Annotated in this window: 14 protein-coding genes and 1 pseudogene; 7 read left to right on the top strand and 8 right to left on the bottom strand. The window is 37.9% G+C overall.

The features are described 5' to 3' along the window. Nucleotides 1-6 precede the first annotated feature (6 nt). Genes nrdE through nrdH form a run of 3 tightly spaced genes read right to left on the bottom strand, consistent with a single transcriptional unit; the run spans nucleotide 7 to nucleotide 2,762 of the window. The gene (nrdE, locus tag BN67_RS00275; RefSeq protein WP_019222179.1) at nucleotides 7-2,157 is read right to left on the bottom strand and encodes a class 1b ribonucleoside-diphosphate reductase subunit alpha; all 2,151 of its coding nucleotides are present in this window, start codon (nucleotides 2,155-2,157) and stop codon (nucleotides 7-9) included. Then, nucleotides 2,139-2,537 (bottom strand): class Ib ribonucleoside-diphosphate reductase assembly flavoprotein NrdI, encoded by a 399-nt coding sequence (nrdI, locus tag BN67_RS00270; RefSeq protein WP_019222178.1) that lies wholly within the window; start codon nucleotides 2,535-2,537, stop codon nucleotides 2,139-2,141. The genes nrdE and nrdI overlap by 19 nt, the downstream gene beginning before the upstream one ends. Nucleotides 2,538-2,543: 6 nt before the next feature. Continuing rightward, nucleotides 2,544-2,762, bottom strand: coding sequence for a glutaredoxin-like protein NrdH (gene nrdH / locus BN67_RS00265; RefSeq protein WP_019222177.1), 219 nt, complete (start codon nucleotides 2,760-2,762; stop codon nucleotides 2,544-2,546). A 686-nt stretch (nucleotides 2,763-3,448) separates the two neighbouring features. Here nrdH and BN67_RS00260 point away from each other — a divergent pair. The 7 genes from BN67_RS00260 to BN67_RS00230 all read left to right on the top strand — a co-directional run bounded on the left by BN67_RS00260 (nucleotide 3,449) and on the right by BN67_RS00230 (nucleotide 12,129). Then, the gene (locus BN67_RS00260; RefSeq protein WP_019222176.1) at nucleotides 3,449-4,204 is read left to right on the top strand and encodes an ABC transporter ATP-binding protein; all 756 of its coding nucleotides are present in this window, start codon (nucleotides 3,449-3,451) and stop codon (nucleotides 4,202-4,204) included. Nucleotides 4,205-4,207: 3 nt separating this feature from the next. Next, entirely contained in the window at nucleotides 4,208-5,089 is an 882-nt protein-coding gene (locus tag BN67_RS00255; protein ID WP_019222175.1) for a metal ABC transporter permease, read from the top strand. A 1-nt stretch (nucleotide 5,090) separates the two neighbouring features. Further along, nucleotides 5,091-6,029, top strand: coding sequence for a metal ABC transporter solute-binding protein, Zn/Mn family (locus BN67_RS00250; RefSeq protein WP_019222174.1), 939 nt, complete (start codon nucleotides 5,091-5,093; stop codon nucleotides 6,027-6,029). Nucleotides 6,030-7,905: 1,876 nt separating this feature from the next. Then, entirely contained in the window at nucleotides 7,906-9,231 is a 1,326-nt protein-coding gene (gene ugpB / locus BN67_RS00245) for a sn-glycerol-3-phosphate ABC transporter substrate-binding protein UgpB (RefSeq protein ID WP_019222173.1), read from the top strand. A 103-nt stretch (nucleotides 9,232-9,334) separates the two neighbouring features. Further along, nucleotides 9,335-10,219: a sn-glycerol-3-phosphate ABC transporter permease UgpA gene (ugpA, locus tag BN67_RS00240; protein ID WP_019222172.1), complete on the top strand. Its 885-nt coding sequence runs from the start codon at nucleotides 9,335-9,337 to the stop codon at nucleotides 10,217-10,219. A 9-nt stretch (nucleotides 10,220-10,228) separates the two neighbouring features. Continuing rightward, a complete protein-coding gene (ugpE, locus tag BN67_RS00235) occupies nucleotides 10,229-11,080 on the top strand; it encodes a sn-glycerol-3-phosphate ABC transporter permease UgpE (RefSeq protein WP_019222171.1) in 852 nt (283 codons plus the stop codon). Between the two features lie 2 nt (nucleotides 11,081-11,082). Next, a complete protein-coding gene (locus tag BN67_RS00230; RefSeq protein WP_019222170.1) occupies nucleotides 11,083-12,129 on the top strand; it encodes a sn-glycerol-3-phosphate import ATP-binding protein UgpC in 1,047 nt (348 codons plus the stop codon). A 1,323-nt stretch (nucleotides 12,130-13,452) separates the two neighbouring features. Here BN67_RS00230 and BN67_RS15360 read toward each other — a convergent pair. From BN67_RS15360 to guaB, 5 genes and pseudogenes are all read right to left on the bottom strand, one after another. Continuing rightward, nucleotides 13,453-13,739: pseudogene (locus tag BN67_RS15360) on the bottom strand (integrase); the annotation flags it as partial. 198 nt (nucleotides 13,740-13,937) lie between these two features. Further along, entirely contained in the window at nucleotides 13,938-14,660 is a 723-nt protein-coding gene (locus BN67_RS00215; protein ID WP_019222167.1) for a glycerophosphodiester phosphodiesterase, read from the bottom strand. Between the two features lie 180 nt (nucleotides 14,661-14,840). Beyond that, the gene (gene guaA / locus BN67_RS00210; RefSeq protein ID WP_026088068.1) at nucleotides 14,841-16,397 is read right to left on the bottom strand and encodes a glutamine-hydrolyzing GMP synthase; all 1,557 of its coding nucleotides are present in this window, start codon (nucleotides 16,395-16,397) and stop codon (nucleotides 14,841-14,843) included. 125 nt (nucleotides 16,398-16,522) lie between these two features. After that, nucleotides 16,523-17,809 (bottom strand): RsmB/NOP family class I SAM-dependent RNA methyltransferase, encoded by a 1,287-nt coding sequence (locus BN67_RS00205; RefSeq protein ID WP_019222165.1) that lies wholly within the window; start codon nucleotides 17,807-17,809, stop codon nucleotides 16,523-16,525. Between the two features lie 846 nt (nucleotides 17,810-18,655). Further along, entirely contained in the window at nucleotides 18,656-20,155 is a 1,500-nt protein-coding gene (gene guaB, locus BN67_RS00200; RefSeq protein WP_019222163.1) for an IMP dehydrogenase, read from the bottom strand. Nucleotides 20,156-20,191: the final 36 nt, after the last annotated feature.

Raw genomic sequence — 20,191 nt, 5'->3', positions numbered from 1 at the left:
TGTCTCCTATAGACTGCACGAAACACAGCCATCAACTTCCGTTCCGCTTAGTGCCACTTGCCGCAACCGTATATAATAAATACTCTTTATGCCTTTTTTCCAGGCATAAATTTGTGCACGATTAATATCACGTGTCGTGGCCGTATCAGGAAAAAATAATGTCAATGAAAGCCCCTGATCAACATGCTGTGTAGCTGCAGCATAAGTATCAATAATTTTTTCAGGTCCAATCTCATAAGCGTCCTGGTAGAAATGCAAATTCGTATTATCCATGTAAGGAGCAGGATAATAGACGCGCCCAATTTTTCCCTCTTTGCGAATTTCAATCTTTGAAGCAATTGGATGAATAGAAGATGTTGCATAATTAATATAAGAAATCGATCCCGTAGGAGGAACAGCCTGGAGATTACGGTTATAAAGCCCATACTCAACAACTAAATCCTTGAGCTCCTGCCAATCCTTTTGGCTGGGTATAACGATGTTATTACGTGCAAAAAGTTCTTGTACAAGTGCAAATTGCGGCTTCCATTCTTTCTCAATATATTTTGTAAAAAAACTGCCATCTGCATAAGTTGATTTCTCAAACCCCACAAACACTTCTTGACGCTCGCGTGCAATTAAATTGGAAGCACGAATTGCATGGTAGGTTACGATATAAAAATAGATATTGGTAAAATCAATTGCTTCTGGAGATCCATAATAGACCTGCTCACGCGCTAAAAAACCATGCAAATTCATTTGTCCCAAACCAATCGCATGGCTTTCAGCATTACCTTTCGCAATAGAAGGCACACAGGCAATATCACTCATATCAGAAACAGTTGTAAGAGCACGAACAGCAGCTTCTACTGTTTGCCCGAAATCACTGCTATCCATTGCTTTTGCAATATTCATAGAACCAAGATTACAAGAGATATCATTTCCAACAGTGCGATAAGTCAAATCTGTTTCCAGTTCACTTGCTTCACTCACCTGCAAAATTTCTGAACATAAATTGCTCATACTTATACGTCCAGCAACAGGATTAGCTCGGTTAGCGGTATCCTCAAACAAAATATAAGGGTAGCCTGATTCAAATTGAATTTCTGCTAATGTTTGAAAAAAGACACGTGCATTTATTTTCTTTTTACGAATCTGTGCATTATCAACAAAAGAGCGATAATGCTCTGTCAAAGAAATATCGCTAAAAGGTTTTCCTGTGACACGCTTAATATCATAAGGCGAGAAAAGATACATATCCTCGTTATTGCGTGCAAGCTCAAAAGTAATATCAGGGACAACAACACCAAGCGAAAGCGTTTTGATTCTGACCTTTTCATCAGCATTCTCACGCTTTGTATCCAAAAACCTCATAATATCTAAATGATGTGCATGTAAATAAACGGCACCCGCCCCTTGCCGTGCACCAAGTTGATTGGCATAAGAAAACGCATCTTCCAAGAGTTTCATCACAGGTAATACACCTGAAGATTGGTTTTCTATTTGCTTAATGGGTGCTCCTGCTTCGCGCAAATTGGTCAAACAAAGTGCTACACCTCCACCACGTTTCGAAAGTTGTAAAGCTGAATTAACCGAACGCCCTATCGATTCCATATTATCTTCAACGCGCAACAAAAAGCATGATACCAATTCACCACGTTGCTTCTTGCCGGCATTCAAAAATGTTGGTGTTGCAGGTTGAAATCGCCCTGTAATAATTTCATCCACAAGCATTTCAGCAAGAGTTTTATTTCCTTGTGCTAAATACAAAGCCACAAGACAGACACGATCTTCATAACGCTCAAGATAGCGCTTCCCATCAAAAGTCTTCAAAGTATAGCTCGTATAGTACTTAAACGCACCCACAAAAGTTGGAAAACGAAATTTAAATGCATAAGCGCGTTTAAAAAGCTTTTTAATAAAAGAAAAATCATAAAGCTCAAACAGAGCTTTTTCATAATAACCTTCCTCTATCAAGTAATCTATTTTTTCCTTAAGATTATGAAAAAAAACCGTATTTTGATTAACATGTTGAAGAAAATACTGCCGTGCAGCAAGACGATCCATATCAAATTGGATATGACCATTTTCATCATAAAGATTAAGCATGGCATTGAGTGCATGATAATCCGTGATCTGACCTGATTTCTGTGATTGTTCTACACTATTTGTTTCCAAAATCTTTCCAATCCCTTTTTTACACAAATAACATCTTCATCGGTTCCACGCAGTTCAAAACGATACAGGCAAGGTACAAAACATTTTTCAGCAATAATTTTGCTCGCTAAATTATAATAGCGACCAAAATTACGATTCCCACCACCAATGACACCACGAATGAATTTGCGATTCTCTCCTTCATTGAGGAAACGAATAACTGCTTTTGGCACAGCTCCTTTCCCTTCACCATCTGCATAGGTCGGAACAACTAATACATAAGGCTCGCCAACTAACAATGACGGTTTTTTTTTATCAATCTTGAAGAGCTTTTGTCCCAATTGAGAAACAAAATGCTCTGTATTACCCGTTGCACTCGAATAATAAACAAGAAGCCCCATTAAATACTAAAGACCACTAATCATATCTGGTCTAAAACCAGACCAATGACTTTCACCACAAACCACGACAGGAACCTGACGATACCCTAGAGATTGAACAAAACTATAAGCTTGTTCATCACAAGAAATATCGATAACCTGATAATCAATCCCTTTAGCATCAAAAGCACGACACGTAGCATCGCATTGAACGCAAGATGGCTTGCTATAAATAGTGACCGGCATTTTCTTCAACTTTCTAATTTTCAAAAAATCAACCCTTGAAGGGTGCTCATTCTAATAACTCCATAAGATACGCAAGAAACAGAAACCGTACGCAAACACACGTGGCTATACTCTTGTTCAAACAATATATAGTTTTCGAAACATCACAAAAATTCTCACCAAATCATTTAGAAATTATGATGAGAATAAACGGTTATTCTATAACTTAAATGGTAAGGCTCCTCTATTATAAAACAACCCTTTGCTTGCATTACAATTTCCTCCAGTTGCCAAAAAAATAACGCTCTCAGCGAGAAATCTCCAACGCTTAGCTTACTCTTTCATGACAAAATTAACTTACAAAAACGAAAGGAAATTCCCCCAAGAAAGATATTTTAGTAAAAAACACCGCTCTACCCTTGGTCAATAAAATCTTCGCAATTATATTACGGAAATAATTTAGACGCCAAACGAAACACACTATACCCTCACTTGTGCCTATTTAGAATCACCAATCATTTTGATACTATATATAGTATACACACACTTTTTTTCGTCAAGAAAAATTCAATTATTATTTTGAATTTTCCACGATCTTCCCACTAAAAATTTCAATGCCCAAAACACATGTAATAATGTAACATTTCATTGACAAACGTTATATTATTACATAACATCTCGGGATAAATACAAAGGTGGTGTGAACTATGGAGCTCAATTTCGATCATGCAACATTAGGCTATATAAACAGAATAACTATAAAAAGCTTTTCAGCAAAGCTAAAGGCTGGCTCATTGGTCGCAATAACAGGCAATAATGGCGTTGGAAAATCTACATTACTGAAAGCCATTGCTGGACTGGTTAAACCTCTCAAAGGTAAAGTTGCTAAGCCTTCAAAAAGCCGAGTTGCTTACCTTGCTCAACAGTGTGATATAGATCGAACCTTCCCCATTGACGTCAAAGCACTTATAAAAACGGGATTGTGGTCTTTTTGTGGATTATGGAAAAATCAACGCCCTTATGACTCTAAAATTCAAAATGCGCTTGAAATGGTCGGGCTTACAGCTCTCGCCACCCGTTCACTGGATACGCTCTCAAGTGGGCAATTACAACGCGCCCTTTTTGCACGCATTATTGTACAAGATGCCGATATTATTTTGCTCGATGAACCTTTCAATGGTGTAGATCAGAATACCCAAAAAGACCTTCTGGCACTCATTACACACTGGCAACAACAAGGACGAACAGTTCTTACAGCACTCCATGATCCTCTCATTGTGCAAGAGTATTTTCCCCAAATGATTCACATTCATAAACAAAACGCTTTTTATGGAGAAACAACACTGTTTTTCCACGACAACATGCCTCAGGTTATGCAACAACCTCTTATCTCCAACTCTTCATGTATCAGCGCATTCAACCAACATTTTCCTCTCCATGATTCTCACTCTATGGGATTATGATACGTGTACGCATTTTTTCTTGCACCCTTTATTGATTTCCATTTTATGCAAAATGCTCTTATCGGATCGATTCTCCTATCAATCAGTGCCTGTCCTGTTGGTGTCTTTTTGATGCTGCGTGGAATGAGTTTAACAGGAGATGCTATATCCCACGCCATTCTTCCTGGTGTTGCAGCTGCTTTCCTTTTTCGTGGTTTCTCGCTTATATCTATGACACTTGGCGGTCTCATCGCTGGCTTCATTGTTGTTTTAGCAACCGCCTTGATTTCAAGAAATAGCTTTCAGAAGGAAGATGCCTCACTGACTGTCTTTTATCTGATTGCCCTAGCGGCAGGTGTCATGATTGTTTCACTGAAAAATTCTGCAACTGATCTGCTCCATTTCTTATTTGGTTCGGTCCTAGCACTTGATACACAAGCCATTTTTCTGATCACCACTATCATGGTGATCACAGTGTGCAGCCTTTACATCTTATGGCGTGCACTCCTTGTAGAAAGCTTCGACCCTTTCTTTTTTAAATCACTCTCTCCCTTGAGCAAATATGTTCATTTATCATTGTTGGGACTTGTCGTATTGAATTTGGTTGGTGGTTTCCAGTCATTGGGGACATTACTTTCTGTCGGCATTATGATGATCCCAGCAATTACAGCGCGTTTTTGGCTTTCGCGCTTGGGTCCTATCTGTATACTTTCCATCCTTTTAGGAATCATTGCAAGCATATGTGGGCTCCTACTTTCTTTTCATCTATCTCTTCCCTCCGGCCCTGCTATTATCATTGCTGCAGGATCTCTTTATCTTTTTTCCTGCTTCATAAGTCCACGCGGCTTTATTGTAGCATGGTTTCCCCACCTTTTTTACAACTACTTTCTAAACTTAAAGAAATAATATGTTCAAATTTATTCAAAAACCTGTTTTTTTTGGAACTCTCTTCTTACTTTCCCTTTTTCCATTTTCCACTCTTGCAGATCACAAAATTAAGGTTATCGCGAGCTTTTCTATTCTTGCAGACTTTGTTAAAAACATAGGAGGCGACCATATTTCTCTGACCACTTTTGTTGGCCCAAACGCGAGTATCCACACTTATGAACCCACCCCCCGTGATGCACAAGCTCTTAAAAATTCTCATATTATTTTCGTCAATGGACTTCACTTAGAAGGTTTTATTGATCGCCTCATTACCGCAAGTGGCACCAAAGCGCGTCTTGTCAAAGTCAGCGCCAATATTTCCCCTCTTGAAAACAAAAATCAAGACAAGAATACGCAACACTACCATCATGACAGTCTTGATCCACATGCTTGGCAAACAATCCCGAATGCTGAAATTTATGTCCAAAATATCGCCACTGCTTTTTGCGAAATGGATAAAAAATCCTGTGCAAACTATAGAAAAAATGCCGAGTCCTACATTCAAAAGCTGGAAGCAATGCAAGAAACCCTTAAAAGCAAAATTGCCACAATCCCCAAGGACAAGCGCGTTATCATCACATCTCATGATGCTTTTGGTTATTTTGCCCAAGAATATGGCTTCACCATACTTGCACCTCAAAACTCTTCATCAGAAGCTGAAGCTAGCGCTGCTGATGTTGTTCAACTTATCAAACAAATTAAAACCAATAAAGCAGCAGCCTTGTTTGTTGAAAATATCTCTAATCCTCGTCTTATAAAACAAATTTCAAAAGAAACGGGGTTAAAAATTGGTGGAACACTCTATTCTGATGCACTCTCAAATGAAAATGGTCCCGCTGCAACTTATCTTGATATGATGGAGCATAATGTTAAAACCATTATCGATGCGATTACACAACTCTCATCCGTACAAAAATAAAATGACAGCCATTAGAATTTAAGATTGCGACCAATAATAGTCATTCAATATCTAAACCAAATAATTTATGGGCAGAAAATTACCCCCATAGATACAATGATTGGACAGCTTCATCGACTCATATCTAAAAAATATCTTCTATGCAAAATTTTTGAAAACAATTTATTTTAAAATGTTTTTTGTCCGTAAAATTCATATTATCTACACAATCATTTCTCTATTTTTGCACGAACAGAAACAGTCACATCGATCAAAGTCTCCTACTCTTAGCAAGACATTAATTTATTGTGATCATTCATGGTTTATATTCAATACGCCTCACAGATGTTGTAAGATTCTCTTAGTTTTGATCCCGTTCATGATAAATCCATCACAACTATTCATTCCCTTGCATCTCATAAATGGAATCAAGGTATGAATAAAAATCGCTTAAAATGAAGGAATAAAATGTCTTTTACAAATCATCCTCATGCAGAAGTTTGTTGTAATAGAAACTGCGAATACTAATAATGATGCCAACTTGTACAAAAATATGAAAATAAACTGATTTTGCTATAGGTCAAGGATCCCTTTAGACAAAAGGCTTATTGATTTATAATGATATAACTGTCATTATTCAACGTAAATCATAACTCCAAATATGGTAAGATTCTCTCATTTCAGATCGGTTCATGATGAATCAATTTTATTCATGTGTTTGTACACCATATAAGCGAGATTGGCATAGGGATAAAAACTAGAAAAAAAGGAAAAGTGCCTCTCATGAGCCGCTTTCATGCACGGGCTGTCGCCACACTATGAGCTAGTAAATATACCATAAGCTCGTAAAGAGAATAATGATGCTGGCTTATCCCCTTGTGTAGATAAAGCCTTGTATAAGTAAATATAGTAGTGTTCAATGGCTTTATCGTTAAACATCCTTCGAAAGACTTTGTTCCCGTTAATAACAAAACTTATTAGAAAATTTCCTAAGCTGAATCCAAAGCATTATTTTGATGCGTGTATAAGAAAATTTAAAAAGCAATATTCCTTAGATGATTCAAGCTAAAAAAATTAACTTTAGAAAGCGTTATGGTCCGTAGAATACTACAAGCTTCACATAAAATTATTATGCAAAAATTACAAGATAAGTAATATGTACAACAAACAAAACTCCTCAATGCTTGTTTTTCATAAACCTTTGCAAATCTTTTTAAAACGATAGATATCAATACTACACCACTCTTACGGCATTTTGTCTCATTAAATAATATTCACTCTCTATTAATATCCTCAAATTTTCTTTATTTAAAGAGACATGTCTTAGAAATCCTAAACCCATTTCACAACGCCGTAGATGCATTGTATAACAATAAACCCATTGAGCGTCACCATCTTTACATTTATGAAGATACAAGCCAGCGCCATCACTCTATTTACGCACTCCCAATATATTTACAAACTCATACTGTTGCAAAATCCCTTACATTAAGGCGGTTTATGAGAGGCCTTTTTCTTCTTTTCTCTATCATTTTATCCACATGCCAATCCCGCTGATAGTGTACCAGAAAATGAGCAAAATCGATCAACATAAAAAGGTTTGAAATGAGAGAATTTTACGGGTATTCGGGATTGTAATTCAAGCTGCATATCGACAAAATGTTGTATTTCATTGAACCCTTACAATTTTTCACAACTGTTTATTGTTATCTCATCAACACACAACAGCTCTTATAAGGAAAAACTGATAAATCTCTACAAATTCGTTTGACCTTTTGGTGGTTCCTGTTTAAATGGGCTGGTGTATTTCTGAAATAAAACATGTCATGGCATATTCATGTGTAATACTATCAATCTAGAGGTAATTTGTATTCCATCACTTCAGAAAGGGTGAACCATGAATCGTTTTTATCTTTCTATAGCAGTTTTTATGATTGCTCTTAGTGCAACAACAGTAAGTTTTGCACGGACAACAATTAGTTTTTGGCATTCTATGAGCGGTGAATTAGGAAAACAAACTGAACATCTCATTAATGACTTTAATGCTAGTCAATCTGAATATAAAGTTGTTCCTTCATTTCGTGGTGAATATGAAGAAGGTATGATTTCACTCATTTCAGCATTTCGTGGAAAACAACAACCTGTTCTCGCCCAAGTTTATGAAATTGGAACTGGAACTATGATGGCTGCGAAAAGCGCAGTTTATCCTCTTTATCAACTTATGGCTGATACAAAGCAAGAATTTGATCCTGAAGATTATTTGCCTGCTATCAGTGGTTATTACTCTGATGTTGAAGGACGCATGCTATCTATGCCATTCAATGCTTCAACACCAATCCTTTACTATAATAAAAATATCTTTAAAAAAGCAGGGCTTGATCCAGAACAACCCCCAAAAACGTGGCAAGATATTGAAAAATTTTCCAAAAAAATTCTTGAAACGAAAGCAGCACGCTGCGGCTTTACGATGTCTTATGCCGCTCAATGGATTGGCATAGAGAATTTTTCAGCGTTACACAATATTCCTTTTGGAACAAAAGAAAATGGTTTTAGTGGGCTTGATTCAAGACTTGCCTTTAATGGGCCTTTACAAATACGCCTATGGACGGATCTGAAAAAATGGTCTGATCAAGGCATTTTCCGCTATGGTGGTCCTGCTGGTGCATTAGATGCACCCCCACTGTTTATGACACAACATTGCGCAATTTTTATGCAATCTTCAGGATCTCGCGCAGGAATCCTTTCCGAAGCACAGTTTGATGTCGGATTTGGTATGTTGCCTTACTATGAAGATGTCAAAGGCGCACCACAAAATTCAATTATCGGTGGTGCTTCTATTTGGGCTTTGAAAGGTCATACACCTCAGGAATATGCAGGCGCCGCCGCTTTTCTTAAATTTCTCTCAAAAGCTGATAATCAAGCGAAATGGCACCAGACAACAGGTTATCTTCCAACTACCAAAGCCGCTTACGAATTGAGTAAAAAACAGCATTTCTACGAAAAAAATGTTGGTGCAGACATTGCCATTAAACAAATCAATCTCAACCCGCCAACTGTTAACTCAAAAGGTATAAGATTTGGTAATTTATCGCAAATTCGTTCCCTTCTTGATCAAGAATTAGAGGCTGTCCTTAATGGCTCCACAACACCTAAAGATGGATTAGATGAAACTGTTAAACGTGGCAATAAGCTCCTGCGTGAGTTTGAGAAAGCCAATCGTTAAGGTTTTATTCATGTCTTCAAAGACCAAAAACTCAACTAAACAGTTGAGTTTTTTCAGTGGTTTTTTACCCTTGTAAATCTTATGTATTTAAAGAACCCTGCAAATGCAAGAAAAGCAAGCATATTTCAAAAATAGTGTACTCTCTTATTGGCTGCTTTTGCCTCAGCTCATTATCACTTTTTTGTTTTTCTTTTGGCCTGCTGCTCAAGCGATCAAATCATCTTTTGAGCGTGAGGATCCTTTTGGTTTTACAACAACCTTTATCGGTTTTGAAAATTATGTGACAATTCTCTCTGATCCTGATTATTTACAATCGTTTGTCACAACCGCAATATTTTCTATTTCAGTGACTGTCACCTCAATGACAATAGCGCTTCTTTTTGCTGTCTGTGTTGATCGTGTCATCCATGCTAAAAAGGCCTATACAACACTTTTGCTCTGGCCCTATGCCATTGCTCCAGTACTGGCAGGAGTTTTATGGTTATTTATCTTTCATCCAACTATTGGAATTATCCCTTTTCTTCTAGAGAAAATGGGAATTGTCTGGAACTATCGGATCAATGGCACACAAGCAATGATCCTTATTATCATTGCAGCCAGTTGGAAACAAATTTCCTACAATTTTCTTTTTTTTCTTGCAGGGCTTCAATCTGTTCCACGTTCCCAAATAGAAGCCGCTGCAATTGATGGCGCTGGTCCTTTTAAGCGATTTTGGACTGTTGTTTTCCCACAAATTTCACCCACAACATTCTTTCTTCTTATCATCAACATCCAGTATGTTATGTTTGACACATTTGGTATCATCGATAACGTAACTTCTGGAGGTCCTGCACGTGCAACAAATACTCTCGTCTATAAAGTATATAATGATGGTTTTAAAAATCAAATAATCGGTGCCTCAGCGGCACAATCAACAATATTAATGTTAATGGTTATTATCTTAACATTTATTCAGTTCCGCTGGATTGAGCGACGTGTGCAGTATTAGGTAAAAATGATGGTTGAAAATCGCCCTATTTTGAAATTTCTAACCCATGTCATTCTCATTGTTGGCATTATTATTATTTGCTTTCCGGTTTATGTTGCTATCATTGCATCGACGCATAGTTCAGCGACATTCAACTCTGGAACCTTGCCTCTTTTACCGGGAAGTCATACTTTAGAAAACTACAAAACAATCTTTGGTGATGGGCTTGAACAACTTGGTCTGCCTAACCTCTGGCCACTCTTAATAAACTCACTCATTATGGCATTGGGTATTAGTATTGGAAAAATTATTATTTCACTCCTTTCTGCTTATGCAATTGTTTACATGCGCTTTCCCTTCCGAAAAACTGCTTTTGTTCTTATCTTTGTGACATTGATGCTCCCTGTGGAGGTTCGCGTTATCCCAACATACACAATTGTTGCAAAGTTAAACATGGTCAATACTTATGGTGGGATGATTATTCCACTTCTTGCATCTGCAACTGCTACATTTTTATTTCGTCAGTTTTTTTTGACTGTTCCAGATGAACTTCTAGAAGCAGCGCGCGTCGATGGCGCAGGACCGTTTAAATTTTTTAAAGATATCCTTCTTCCTCTTAGCAAGAGTAATATCGCTGCTTTATTTATCATTATGTTTATTTATGGATGGATACAGTATCTTTGGCCTCTTATCGTGACAACTGATCAAAATCACCAAACTATTCTTATTATTTTAAAACAGCTCATTGTTGAATCAATTCAACATGATCCTCAATGGAATATCCTTATGGCAGTATCGGTCGTTGCCATAGTGCCGCCTGTTCTTGTTGTTATTTGCATGCAGCGGCTTTTTATCAAGGGTCTTATTGAAACGGAGAAATAATTGTGGCCACAATCCAGTTATCACATATTAAAAAACAGTATGACAACGGCATTCTGGTCATTGACGATTTAAATCTCACTGTTGCCGATAAGGAACTTCTTGTCCTTGTTGGACCTTCAGGATGTGGTAAGTCAACTTTATTACGCATTATTGCAGGACTTGAACAAGTTACTTCAGGTAAACTCTATATTGATAACGAATGTATCAATAACCGTGAACCTGCTGATCGTGATATTGCTATGGTTTTTCAAAATTATGCACTTTATCCCCATATGACAGTACGTGGAAATTTAGAATATGGTCTCAAAAATCGCAAAACGCCTAAAGATGAAATAAAGAGACGGATCGCACATGTTGCCAAACTTTTACAAATAGAGCCATTTCTTGATCGTAAACCACGACAATTATCTGGGGGGCAACGCCAACGCGTTGCTATGGGGCGCGTTATTGTGCGTCAACCTCGTGTCTTTCTTTTTGATGAACCTCTCTCAAATCTTGATGCAAAATTAAGAGCGCAAATGTGTATTGAGATTAAAACGCTCCAGCGCTCATTGGGAACAACCAGCCTTTATGTTACCCATGATCAACTAGAAGCTATGACCTTAGCCGATAGAATAATTGTTATGAATAAAGGAGTTATCGAGCAAATTGGAACCCCAATGGAAATTTATGACACCCCCTCAACAATATTTGTTGCTGATTTTATTGGTTCTCCTCCTATGAATTTTCTTGATCGCCCAATTTTAGAACAACACTTAGGTCGTTCATTTTCTTGTAATGAAGAAGCTGACCTTTTAGCATTTAGACCAGAAGTCATCCTCTTGGGAGAATATCCAGATAAAGGACCTATCTTCCACACACAAATTGAATTGATCAAGCCTGTCGGAACAAGATGTCATGTTTTAACGCGTTGGAATGACATTATTTTTACCATTGAAATAAAAGAACGCCTCACAAACGACTATGGTCAAGAATTAAGTTTTACTGTTCCTCATCAACATTTTCATACTTTTAACAAAACCACAGGAAAACGCACAAACAATAAGTAAATGAAATCAGAATTCTTAGAATTGTAAATAAAGCTCTCTCTTAAGGCATTTTTAAAGGAAGTGGGATAAAATTCCCTTTGACAAGAGTTAAGTGCATTCTCGCAAAAAATCCTATAAACTGATCATCAAAGATTTACAGAAAACTTACGGTTTATTGAGAAATGATTTCCGTGGTTTATTTGTGAATGAAAAACCTTACGCATCATCTTATAAAGGGGGCTCCTTTTGTTTTGAAGAACGGTAACTCAATGGCAAAAAACTCCCTTCTCTCTTGCAAAATGAAGAAAAACTCAAAATGTCATGTATCTCTTGGTATGAATAAAAACTCTACTGTTAAATTTTTGAAAAATTAACTTAGAACTATAATGGTGAAACTTGGATGATGAATGTTCTTTTATTTCATATTTATCTCTGTGCTACAAACTGTAAACAGAACCAGTATAAGGGTGTGCTTTAAAAAACAAAAATAACTTATCGTATAAGTTCATGATGTAGCAACATATTAATTCATAAGAATAACTTTCCATCATTCACCTTGAATCGTAACCCCGAATATTGTAAGATTCTCTTACTTCAAACCTCTTTTATGTTGAACCCATTTTATTCGTTTTCTTGTATACCATCAGCGGGATTGGTATGTGGATGAAATGATAGAAGGCAGGAGGAAAAATGCCTCTTACACCTGATTACAAGGGCTGTCGCAACACTATGAGCTTATAAATATATTGGGATCTCGTAAGGCTAGTAAAGAAAATGATGGTGCCAGCTTGTACCAGCACATTGATTTATCATTTCGAATGAGAAACTCGAATATCGTAAAACTTTCTTATTTCAAAATCTTTCCATACTGTATCCATACCCTTCTTACACATCATAAATAAAGATCAGTGTATAACTAAAAAACGCTAAAATTAAATGTCTCTTATGAATTTCTCAATGCAAACCATCATACATGGAAAGTAGTAAGTTAGAATCTTGTAAATAGAATAACCGTGGTAGTTTATATGAGATATCGTAAGAAAAATCTTGCATTTTATTTTCTCATATGAATACTGAAATATTAGGCCTTCAAACATCTATACTTCTTTAAGTATTTGAAAAAATATAAGTGCTCTCTGAGAAAAATTCCATTCTAGATACATTCTCAAAACATATGAAGAAGCACAAAACAGTCTCTCTTTCTTTGCTATTCAAAAAAGAAAAACAGTGCGCAATTGTGATCAACAACTTTACAATGAACGCCACATTCTGTGAGAGTTTTCTGCTTTTATGGAACTGAGCACTTCAAATTCAGGCTTTTTTCACTTTAAAGTATAAGACAAAGAGATAATGAAGATTACGCATTGCCTCACGCTTTTGTTTCTCACGTTCTTTAATGAGATCACGGACTTCATGCAAAACAGAACACCACCACGTTGTGTTCATGAGCTTGTTTTAAAAAGACATCTCTTAAGAGCCCCTAAACCCATTTCACGCCGGTGTGGGTGAATTATATAACGATAAATCCATTAAGCACCACCATCTTCACACTTATAAACCGGCACCATCACTCACTTTACCAGCGCATAGGCGTTGCGACAACCCTTGCGAAAGCGATTCATGAGGGGCATTTTTCCTCCTTTCCTTTATAATTTTTACCCATATGCCAACCCCGCTGATAGTGTAAAGCCAAGTAAAAAAATTAATTCAAGGCAAGAAAAAACAAATAATCATTATAAATCAATGTGTTATCGATATCCTATATCAGCAAATATTTCCCATCAATCTCACTTTTACTAAGGAATATCGCTTTGTCTTAAAGAGGCATTTTATCTTTGTGCTCGTAATTCTAAGGCAAGATCCGGCTGATCTGTTGTAATATAATGTACAGGCATATCAAGCCAATGTGATAACCGCGCTCTTCCATTGATTGTCCATACCCCTACAGTAAAACCAGAATCCAGTGCAGCATCAATAAAATCTCGTGAAACAATGGAGCCATTTAAACTCAGATCAGAATATCCCATTTTTTTCCACTCCGAAAAATGTTGGTGCATATCACCTTCAAAATGATCAATACAGGGACCAGCTGTTATTCCTGCTTCAATAAAAGGGTGAAGACTCATAGGATCAAAACTAATTGCAGAAACCCGTTCAGCCAGATTTCTGCTTTTTATTATTGCAAGTGCTTTTTGGGATAAAATCATCTCACGTTCAACTTCACCACATGTTTTAATTTCAAGATGCAGTGCAACATTGGTCGGTTTCAAAAGATCAAGAACTTCTTCTAGTAAAGGGGGAGATTCAGTACTGCCTTTAACACAGAGTTGTTTGCGTATTTCATTATCAATATCATGAATATACCCTGTTTTCCCAACCAACTGTTCTAGACGAAAATCGTGAAAGACAACCACTTCACCACTTTTGAGCAAATGAACATCACATTCGACTTCATCAACAGCCAACGCGATAGCATGACGAAACGCCGAAAGTGTATTTTCAGGATAAAGATGAGCACCACCACGATGTGCAACAATTTTTTTCTCGGACATGTAAAACTTCACACCTCTCAATTTTCAACGATATGAGATAACACAAAATCAGCCCATGATTTTTTTTAAACCATAACTTGGTCAATTACCATTTTTCAGAAACTCTCTTCTCCTGCTTACTTGTTCGAATATCCAACTTTGCACAAGACTCTCTTCTTAAGAGATTGTATTTCATTGAAATTATTCCCATTCAATGGTACTAGGAGGTTTTGAGGTTACATCATAAACAACACGATTAATCCCCTTGACTTCATTAATAATGCGTGCTGCTGTTTTGCTTAAAAACTCCATATTATAGGGATAAAAATCAGCGGTCATTCCGTCTACAGACGTGACTGCACGAAGGGCACAGACAAATTCATAAGTGCGTCCATCACCCATTACACCAACCGTCTGAACGGGAAGAAGAATAGCAAAAGCCTGCCAAATTTCATCATAAAGACCAGCTTTGCGAATTTCATCAAGGTAAATGGCATCTGCTTCACGTAAAATTGCTAATTTTTCACGTGTCACTGCACCTAGACACCGAATCGCCAAACCAGGCCCCGGAAAAGGATGACGACCAATAAACTGCTCAGGCAAACCCAACTCTCGCCCAAGCGCGCGCACCTCATCCTTAAATAGCTCACGCAACGGTTCCACAAGTTTCATCTTCATCCGTTCCGGCAACCCCCCTACATTATGGTGGCTTTTAATTGTTATAGCATCACCAACAGCTGAAACACTTTCAATGACATCTGGATAAAGCGTGCCCTGTGCTAAAAATTCTACATCTCCAATCTTTTTTGTTTCTTCTTCAAAAACCTCAATAAAAAGACGACCTATCATTTTACGCTTTTTCTCTGGATCTGTTTCCCCCTCCAAAGCATTAAGAAACATATCGGCAGCATTAACATGAATAAGTTCAATATTATAATGATCACGAAAAAGTGTGAGAACTTCTTCAGCCTCATTTTTGCGCATGAATCCATGATCTACAAAAATACATGTCAATTGATCTCCTATTGCCTCATGGAGAAGCACAGCCACAACAGATGAATCCACACCACCTGAAAGACCACAAATGACACGATTTTTCCCAACTTTTTGTCGTATTGTAGCAATTACCTGCTCACGATAAGAAGCCATTGACCAATTGCTTTTAAGACCAGAAATTTTATGAACAAAGTTTTGCAACAGTTTTTCGCCATCCGGTGTATGAACAACTTCAGGATGAAACTGCAATGCGTAAAGGCGCCTTTTTTCATCAGCAATAGCAGCATAGGGAGCGCCTTTTGATGTTCCTATGACACGAAAACCTTCTGGTAAAACCACCACCCGATCACCGTGACTCATCCATACTTGATAACAAGAGCCTTTTTCCCAAACACCATCAAAAAGAGCACTTTCTTCTTGCACCTCCAAAAAAGCGCGCCCAAATTCACGCTCATGTCCAGCCTCAACTTCTCCCCCAAGCTGAACACACATCACTTGCTCACCATAACAAATACCAAGAACGGGAATACCAATTTCAAAAATTTCCATCGGAGCACGCGGCGAGCCATTATCAATAACTGAATAAGGACTTCCTGATAAAATAATAGCTTTAGGTTTTATCCGCTTGATACTTTCTAAAGCGCTTTGAAAAGGAATAATTTCACAATAAACACCCATCGCTCGCACCCGCCGTGCGATAAGTTGTGTTACTTGTGAACCGAAATCAATAATAAAAACAGTGTCTGGATATGATATGCTCATAGGAAACCAATCAATCATTATAAAAGCGAACCAATAAGAATTATTATTCAATGCTTGCTCTTTTCACAAGTCTGTTCACTCTCAAAAAAGGTTCTTATCGTAAAATTTAAGATAAAAGGCACGTATCAATGTTTTTTTTGCAACACAGACAAAAAGAAACCATCGGTTTTTGTTGTTGCTGGCGATAAGGTAAGTCCATAATTTGAAAAAATCGGTTGCACCGGCGTACAACGAAAATGTTTCTGCCAAAGTGCACGCATATTGATTGGGTAAAAATGAGAATGCTGTTGAAGAAAATGGGCAATTTGTGCCTCATTTTCATCTACGAAAAGAGAGCACGTAATATAGACCAAACGCCCTGTTGGTGTAAGATAATCTATAGCTTTGTTTAAAATAGCTCTTTGTTCTGTTTGGCACTGTTTCACCTGCTCTAATGTTAAACGCCACTTCGTATCTGGACGCCTGCGCCACGTACCTGTACCACTACATGGTGCATCGAGCAAAACAATATCCATCTGACCTCCTAACAGCTTTAATTCTTCTTCATGCTCCCGTACCTGTACATTACAAACACCAGCACGTCGAAGACGATCAAAAATAGGAACTAGGCGGACTTTGTTGGAATCATAAGCATATATTTGCCCTTGATTCTTCATACTGGCTGCTAAAGCTAAGGTTTTACCACCAGCTCCAGCACAATAATCTAATATCTGCATACCTGCTTTTGCTTCTACAAGATCAGCAACAATCTGAGATCCTAAATCCTGTATTTCAAAGTGTCCCTCTTGAAAAGCGCGTTCCGTTTGAACATTGGGATGACGGTCAAATTTTTCAAGAGGTGCAATCCTTAAAGCTTGCGGATACCATTTTAACGGTTGAGCTTTAGTCTTTACTAACGCTTGAAGCAGCTTCTCCGACGTTGTTTTTAAGCTATTCACACGTAGATCTAAGGGAGGGCGTGTTGCCAACGCAGCAGCTTCAATGACAAAATTATCGGCAAATACAGGACCCAGATGTGTTTTACACCATTGGGGAATATCACCACGAATATAATCTGGTGCATGAACCAATTGCTGTTTTTGCCATGATCGGCGCTGCCTATCTCCTAAGAGCTGTGGTGCAAATCGATCTCCTTCTAACGCATCGTCGATTTGCTCAATTGTCATTTTTCCAGCATCTAATAAAGCGCCAAAAGCGATATCCCTGATATCATCACTCTCCATACGCCATTGTAAAGAATAATAGCGCCTTAAAACATCATAAACAATTGTACCAATTGCTGCACGATCACTAGATCCCGCAAAACGATGAGAAAGCCCCCAAGCTTTTAAAGCCTCACCTGCAGGGTTATGCTGCGTTTCTATTTCTTGTAGAATATCTATTGCCGCACGCAAACGCCCACCTAAGCGCATTCATTGCTCCCATTCGAATTTTAACAAAAACAAAACTATCTTTCTGTAATACCCATAGAATTTTCTTGAAACCATACAAAATTTATATCGAAAGCTAAATGTTTCTCATCATAGTTTTATAGCATTTTCAATGTTTCATCTCATGCGCTTCCCGTTTCTATTCCTATCATTTAAAATATAGATCTAATCTTGATACTGAAAGGCTTGACACTGCAAGATAGGCTGTCTCCTTAAAGTCTTTCTTCCAATATTAGAGTGCAAAAATCATCAAACACGTACTCTTTTACGCGCTATAAAACATGACGTAACATCAAATACTAACATCTTTGAAAGACTCTCTTTCTGAAAAGTAAAAAACATTTCTGCAAAAGCGTGATACTTCTATCTTAATGATTTTTAATAAAATATTAACTTTTTAAAAAACGCTTGGAACTACTATTTGGCATGCCCGTTTTGATTGTACTGGCTTTAAGCCAGATAATTTAAAAGGAGAATATAATGAATACTTACAATAATGGTAAAACAACTTCCTCTAAAAGTCGTCATACTACAATGGCCTCAAACAACGCAAAGAAATCCATCTCAAGTGATCAGGCAAACACTCGCCAACGCGCGTCAAAATCAGAGCGCAAGACGACAAAAAGTTAATTCTCTTAATTTCACATAACCCATGGGAGGAATTGGAAGATAAATCTCCAATTCTTTCCCTTTGAAAACTATATACCAAACTATAAAGAGAAAAAATGGCAACCTTCCCCCATTTTCTCAAAAGATTTTTATTGCTCTCTGTAACGTCGCTTTTAACTTATACATCACACAGCTTATATACCATACGGGGCTTATATATCATACAGGACCTCGATAATTTGGGCTCTCCCGTGTGATAGCAACATCGTGCGTATGACTTTCATGGAGTCCAGCGTTGGTGATACGAACAAACGTCGCTTTTTTACGAAACTCTGCTAAATCCTTCGCACCAACGTATCCCATCGAAGCACGTAATCCACCAGCGAGCTGGTGTAATACCGATGCTATAGGACCTTTATAAGCCACTTGACCTTCCACACCTTCAGGAACCAATTTAAGCTCATCACGCACTTCAGCCTGAAAATAACGATCTGCTGATCCCCTTGCCATAGCACCCACTGATCCCATACCGCGATAAGCTTTAAAAGAACGCCCTTGATAAAGATAAACTTCACCAGGGCTTTCATCTGTACCTGCTAAAAGAGAACCGATCATAGCAGCGCAAGCCCCACCTGCTAAAGCTTTAGCAAAATCACCGGAAGACTTGATCCCGCCATCAGCAATAATAGGAATACCTGCTTTTTCAGCAGTTTCTGCAGCACTCATAATCGCTGCAAGTTGAGGAACACCAACACCTGCCACAATCCGCGTTGTGCAAATAGAACCAGGACCAATACCAACCTTTACTGCATCTGCACCATTATCAATGAGCGCCTGTGTTGCCTGAGAAGTTGCTACATTACCAGCAATAACAGCTATAGAACACGCCATTTTTTTAATTCGTTCAACGGTTTCTAAGACACGTTGAGAATGCCCATGCGCTGTATCAATCACCAGCACATCAACACCTGCATCAATGAGTCGCTCACAACGCTCCATACCATCATGGCCTACATTACTGGCAGCTGCAACACGTAAACGACCTTGGGAATCCTTGGCAGCATTTGGATTTAATTGTGCCTTTTCAATATCCTTAACTGTTATCAAGCCAACACAGCGATTTTGTTCATCCACAACCAATAATTTCTCAATACGGTGATGATGTAACAAATACTTCGCTTCGCTAAGCTGAACATTTTCACGCACCGTAATCAAATTTTCATGTGTCATTAATTCATAAATTTTTTGCTTTGGATCTGAGGCAAAACGTACATCCCTATTCGTCAAAATACCTACAAGCCGCCCAGCAGCCTCATGTCTATCACCATTTTCAACAACCGGAATACCCGAAATACTATATGAACGCATCAAAGATTTTGCTTCTTCAAGTGTTGCACCTGGCCCAATTGTAACTGGATTAATAACCATGCCAGATTCAAATTTTTTCACCTGACGAACCTCTTCAGCTTGTTCTGCGGGAGACATATTACGGTGGATAACACCAAGACCACCCGCTTGAGCCATAGCAATCGCTAAACGCGATTCTGTCACAGTATCCATTGCAGCAGAAAGCAACGGCAAATTAAGCTGAATATCACCTGCAATACGTGTTCTAAGATCAACCTGGCTAGGCATCACCAGAGAATGACCAGGCTGTAAAAGCACATCATCAAAAGTCAATGCCAATGCACCTGTTCCTGTTTCAACAATCTTTGCCATAGCCAAATTCCTTTATAACAAAACACCGCAAGGTGT

Origin of the sequence: Bartonella rattaustraliani AUST/NH4 (genome assembly GCF_000312565.1) — a bacterium.
GTDB classification, from domain to species: Bacteria; Pseudomonadota; Alphaproteobacteria; order Rhizobiales; family Rhizobiaceae; genus Bartonella; species Bartonella rattaustraliani.
The sequence above is the reverse complement of the archived record's forward strand: the minus strand, read 5'-3'. Positions and strand labels throughout refer to the sequence as shown.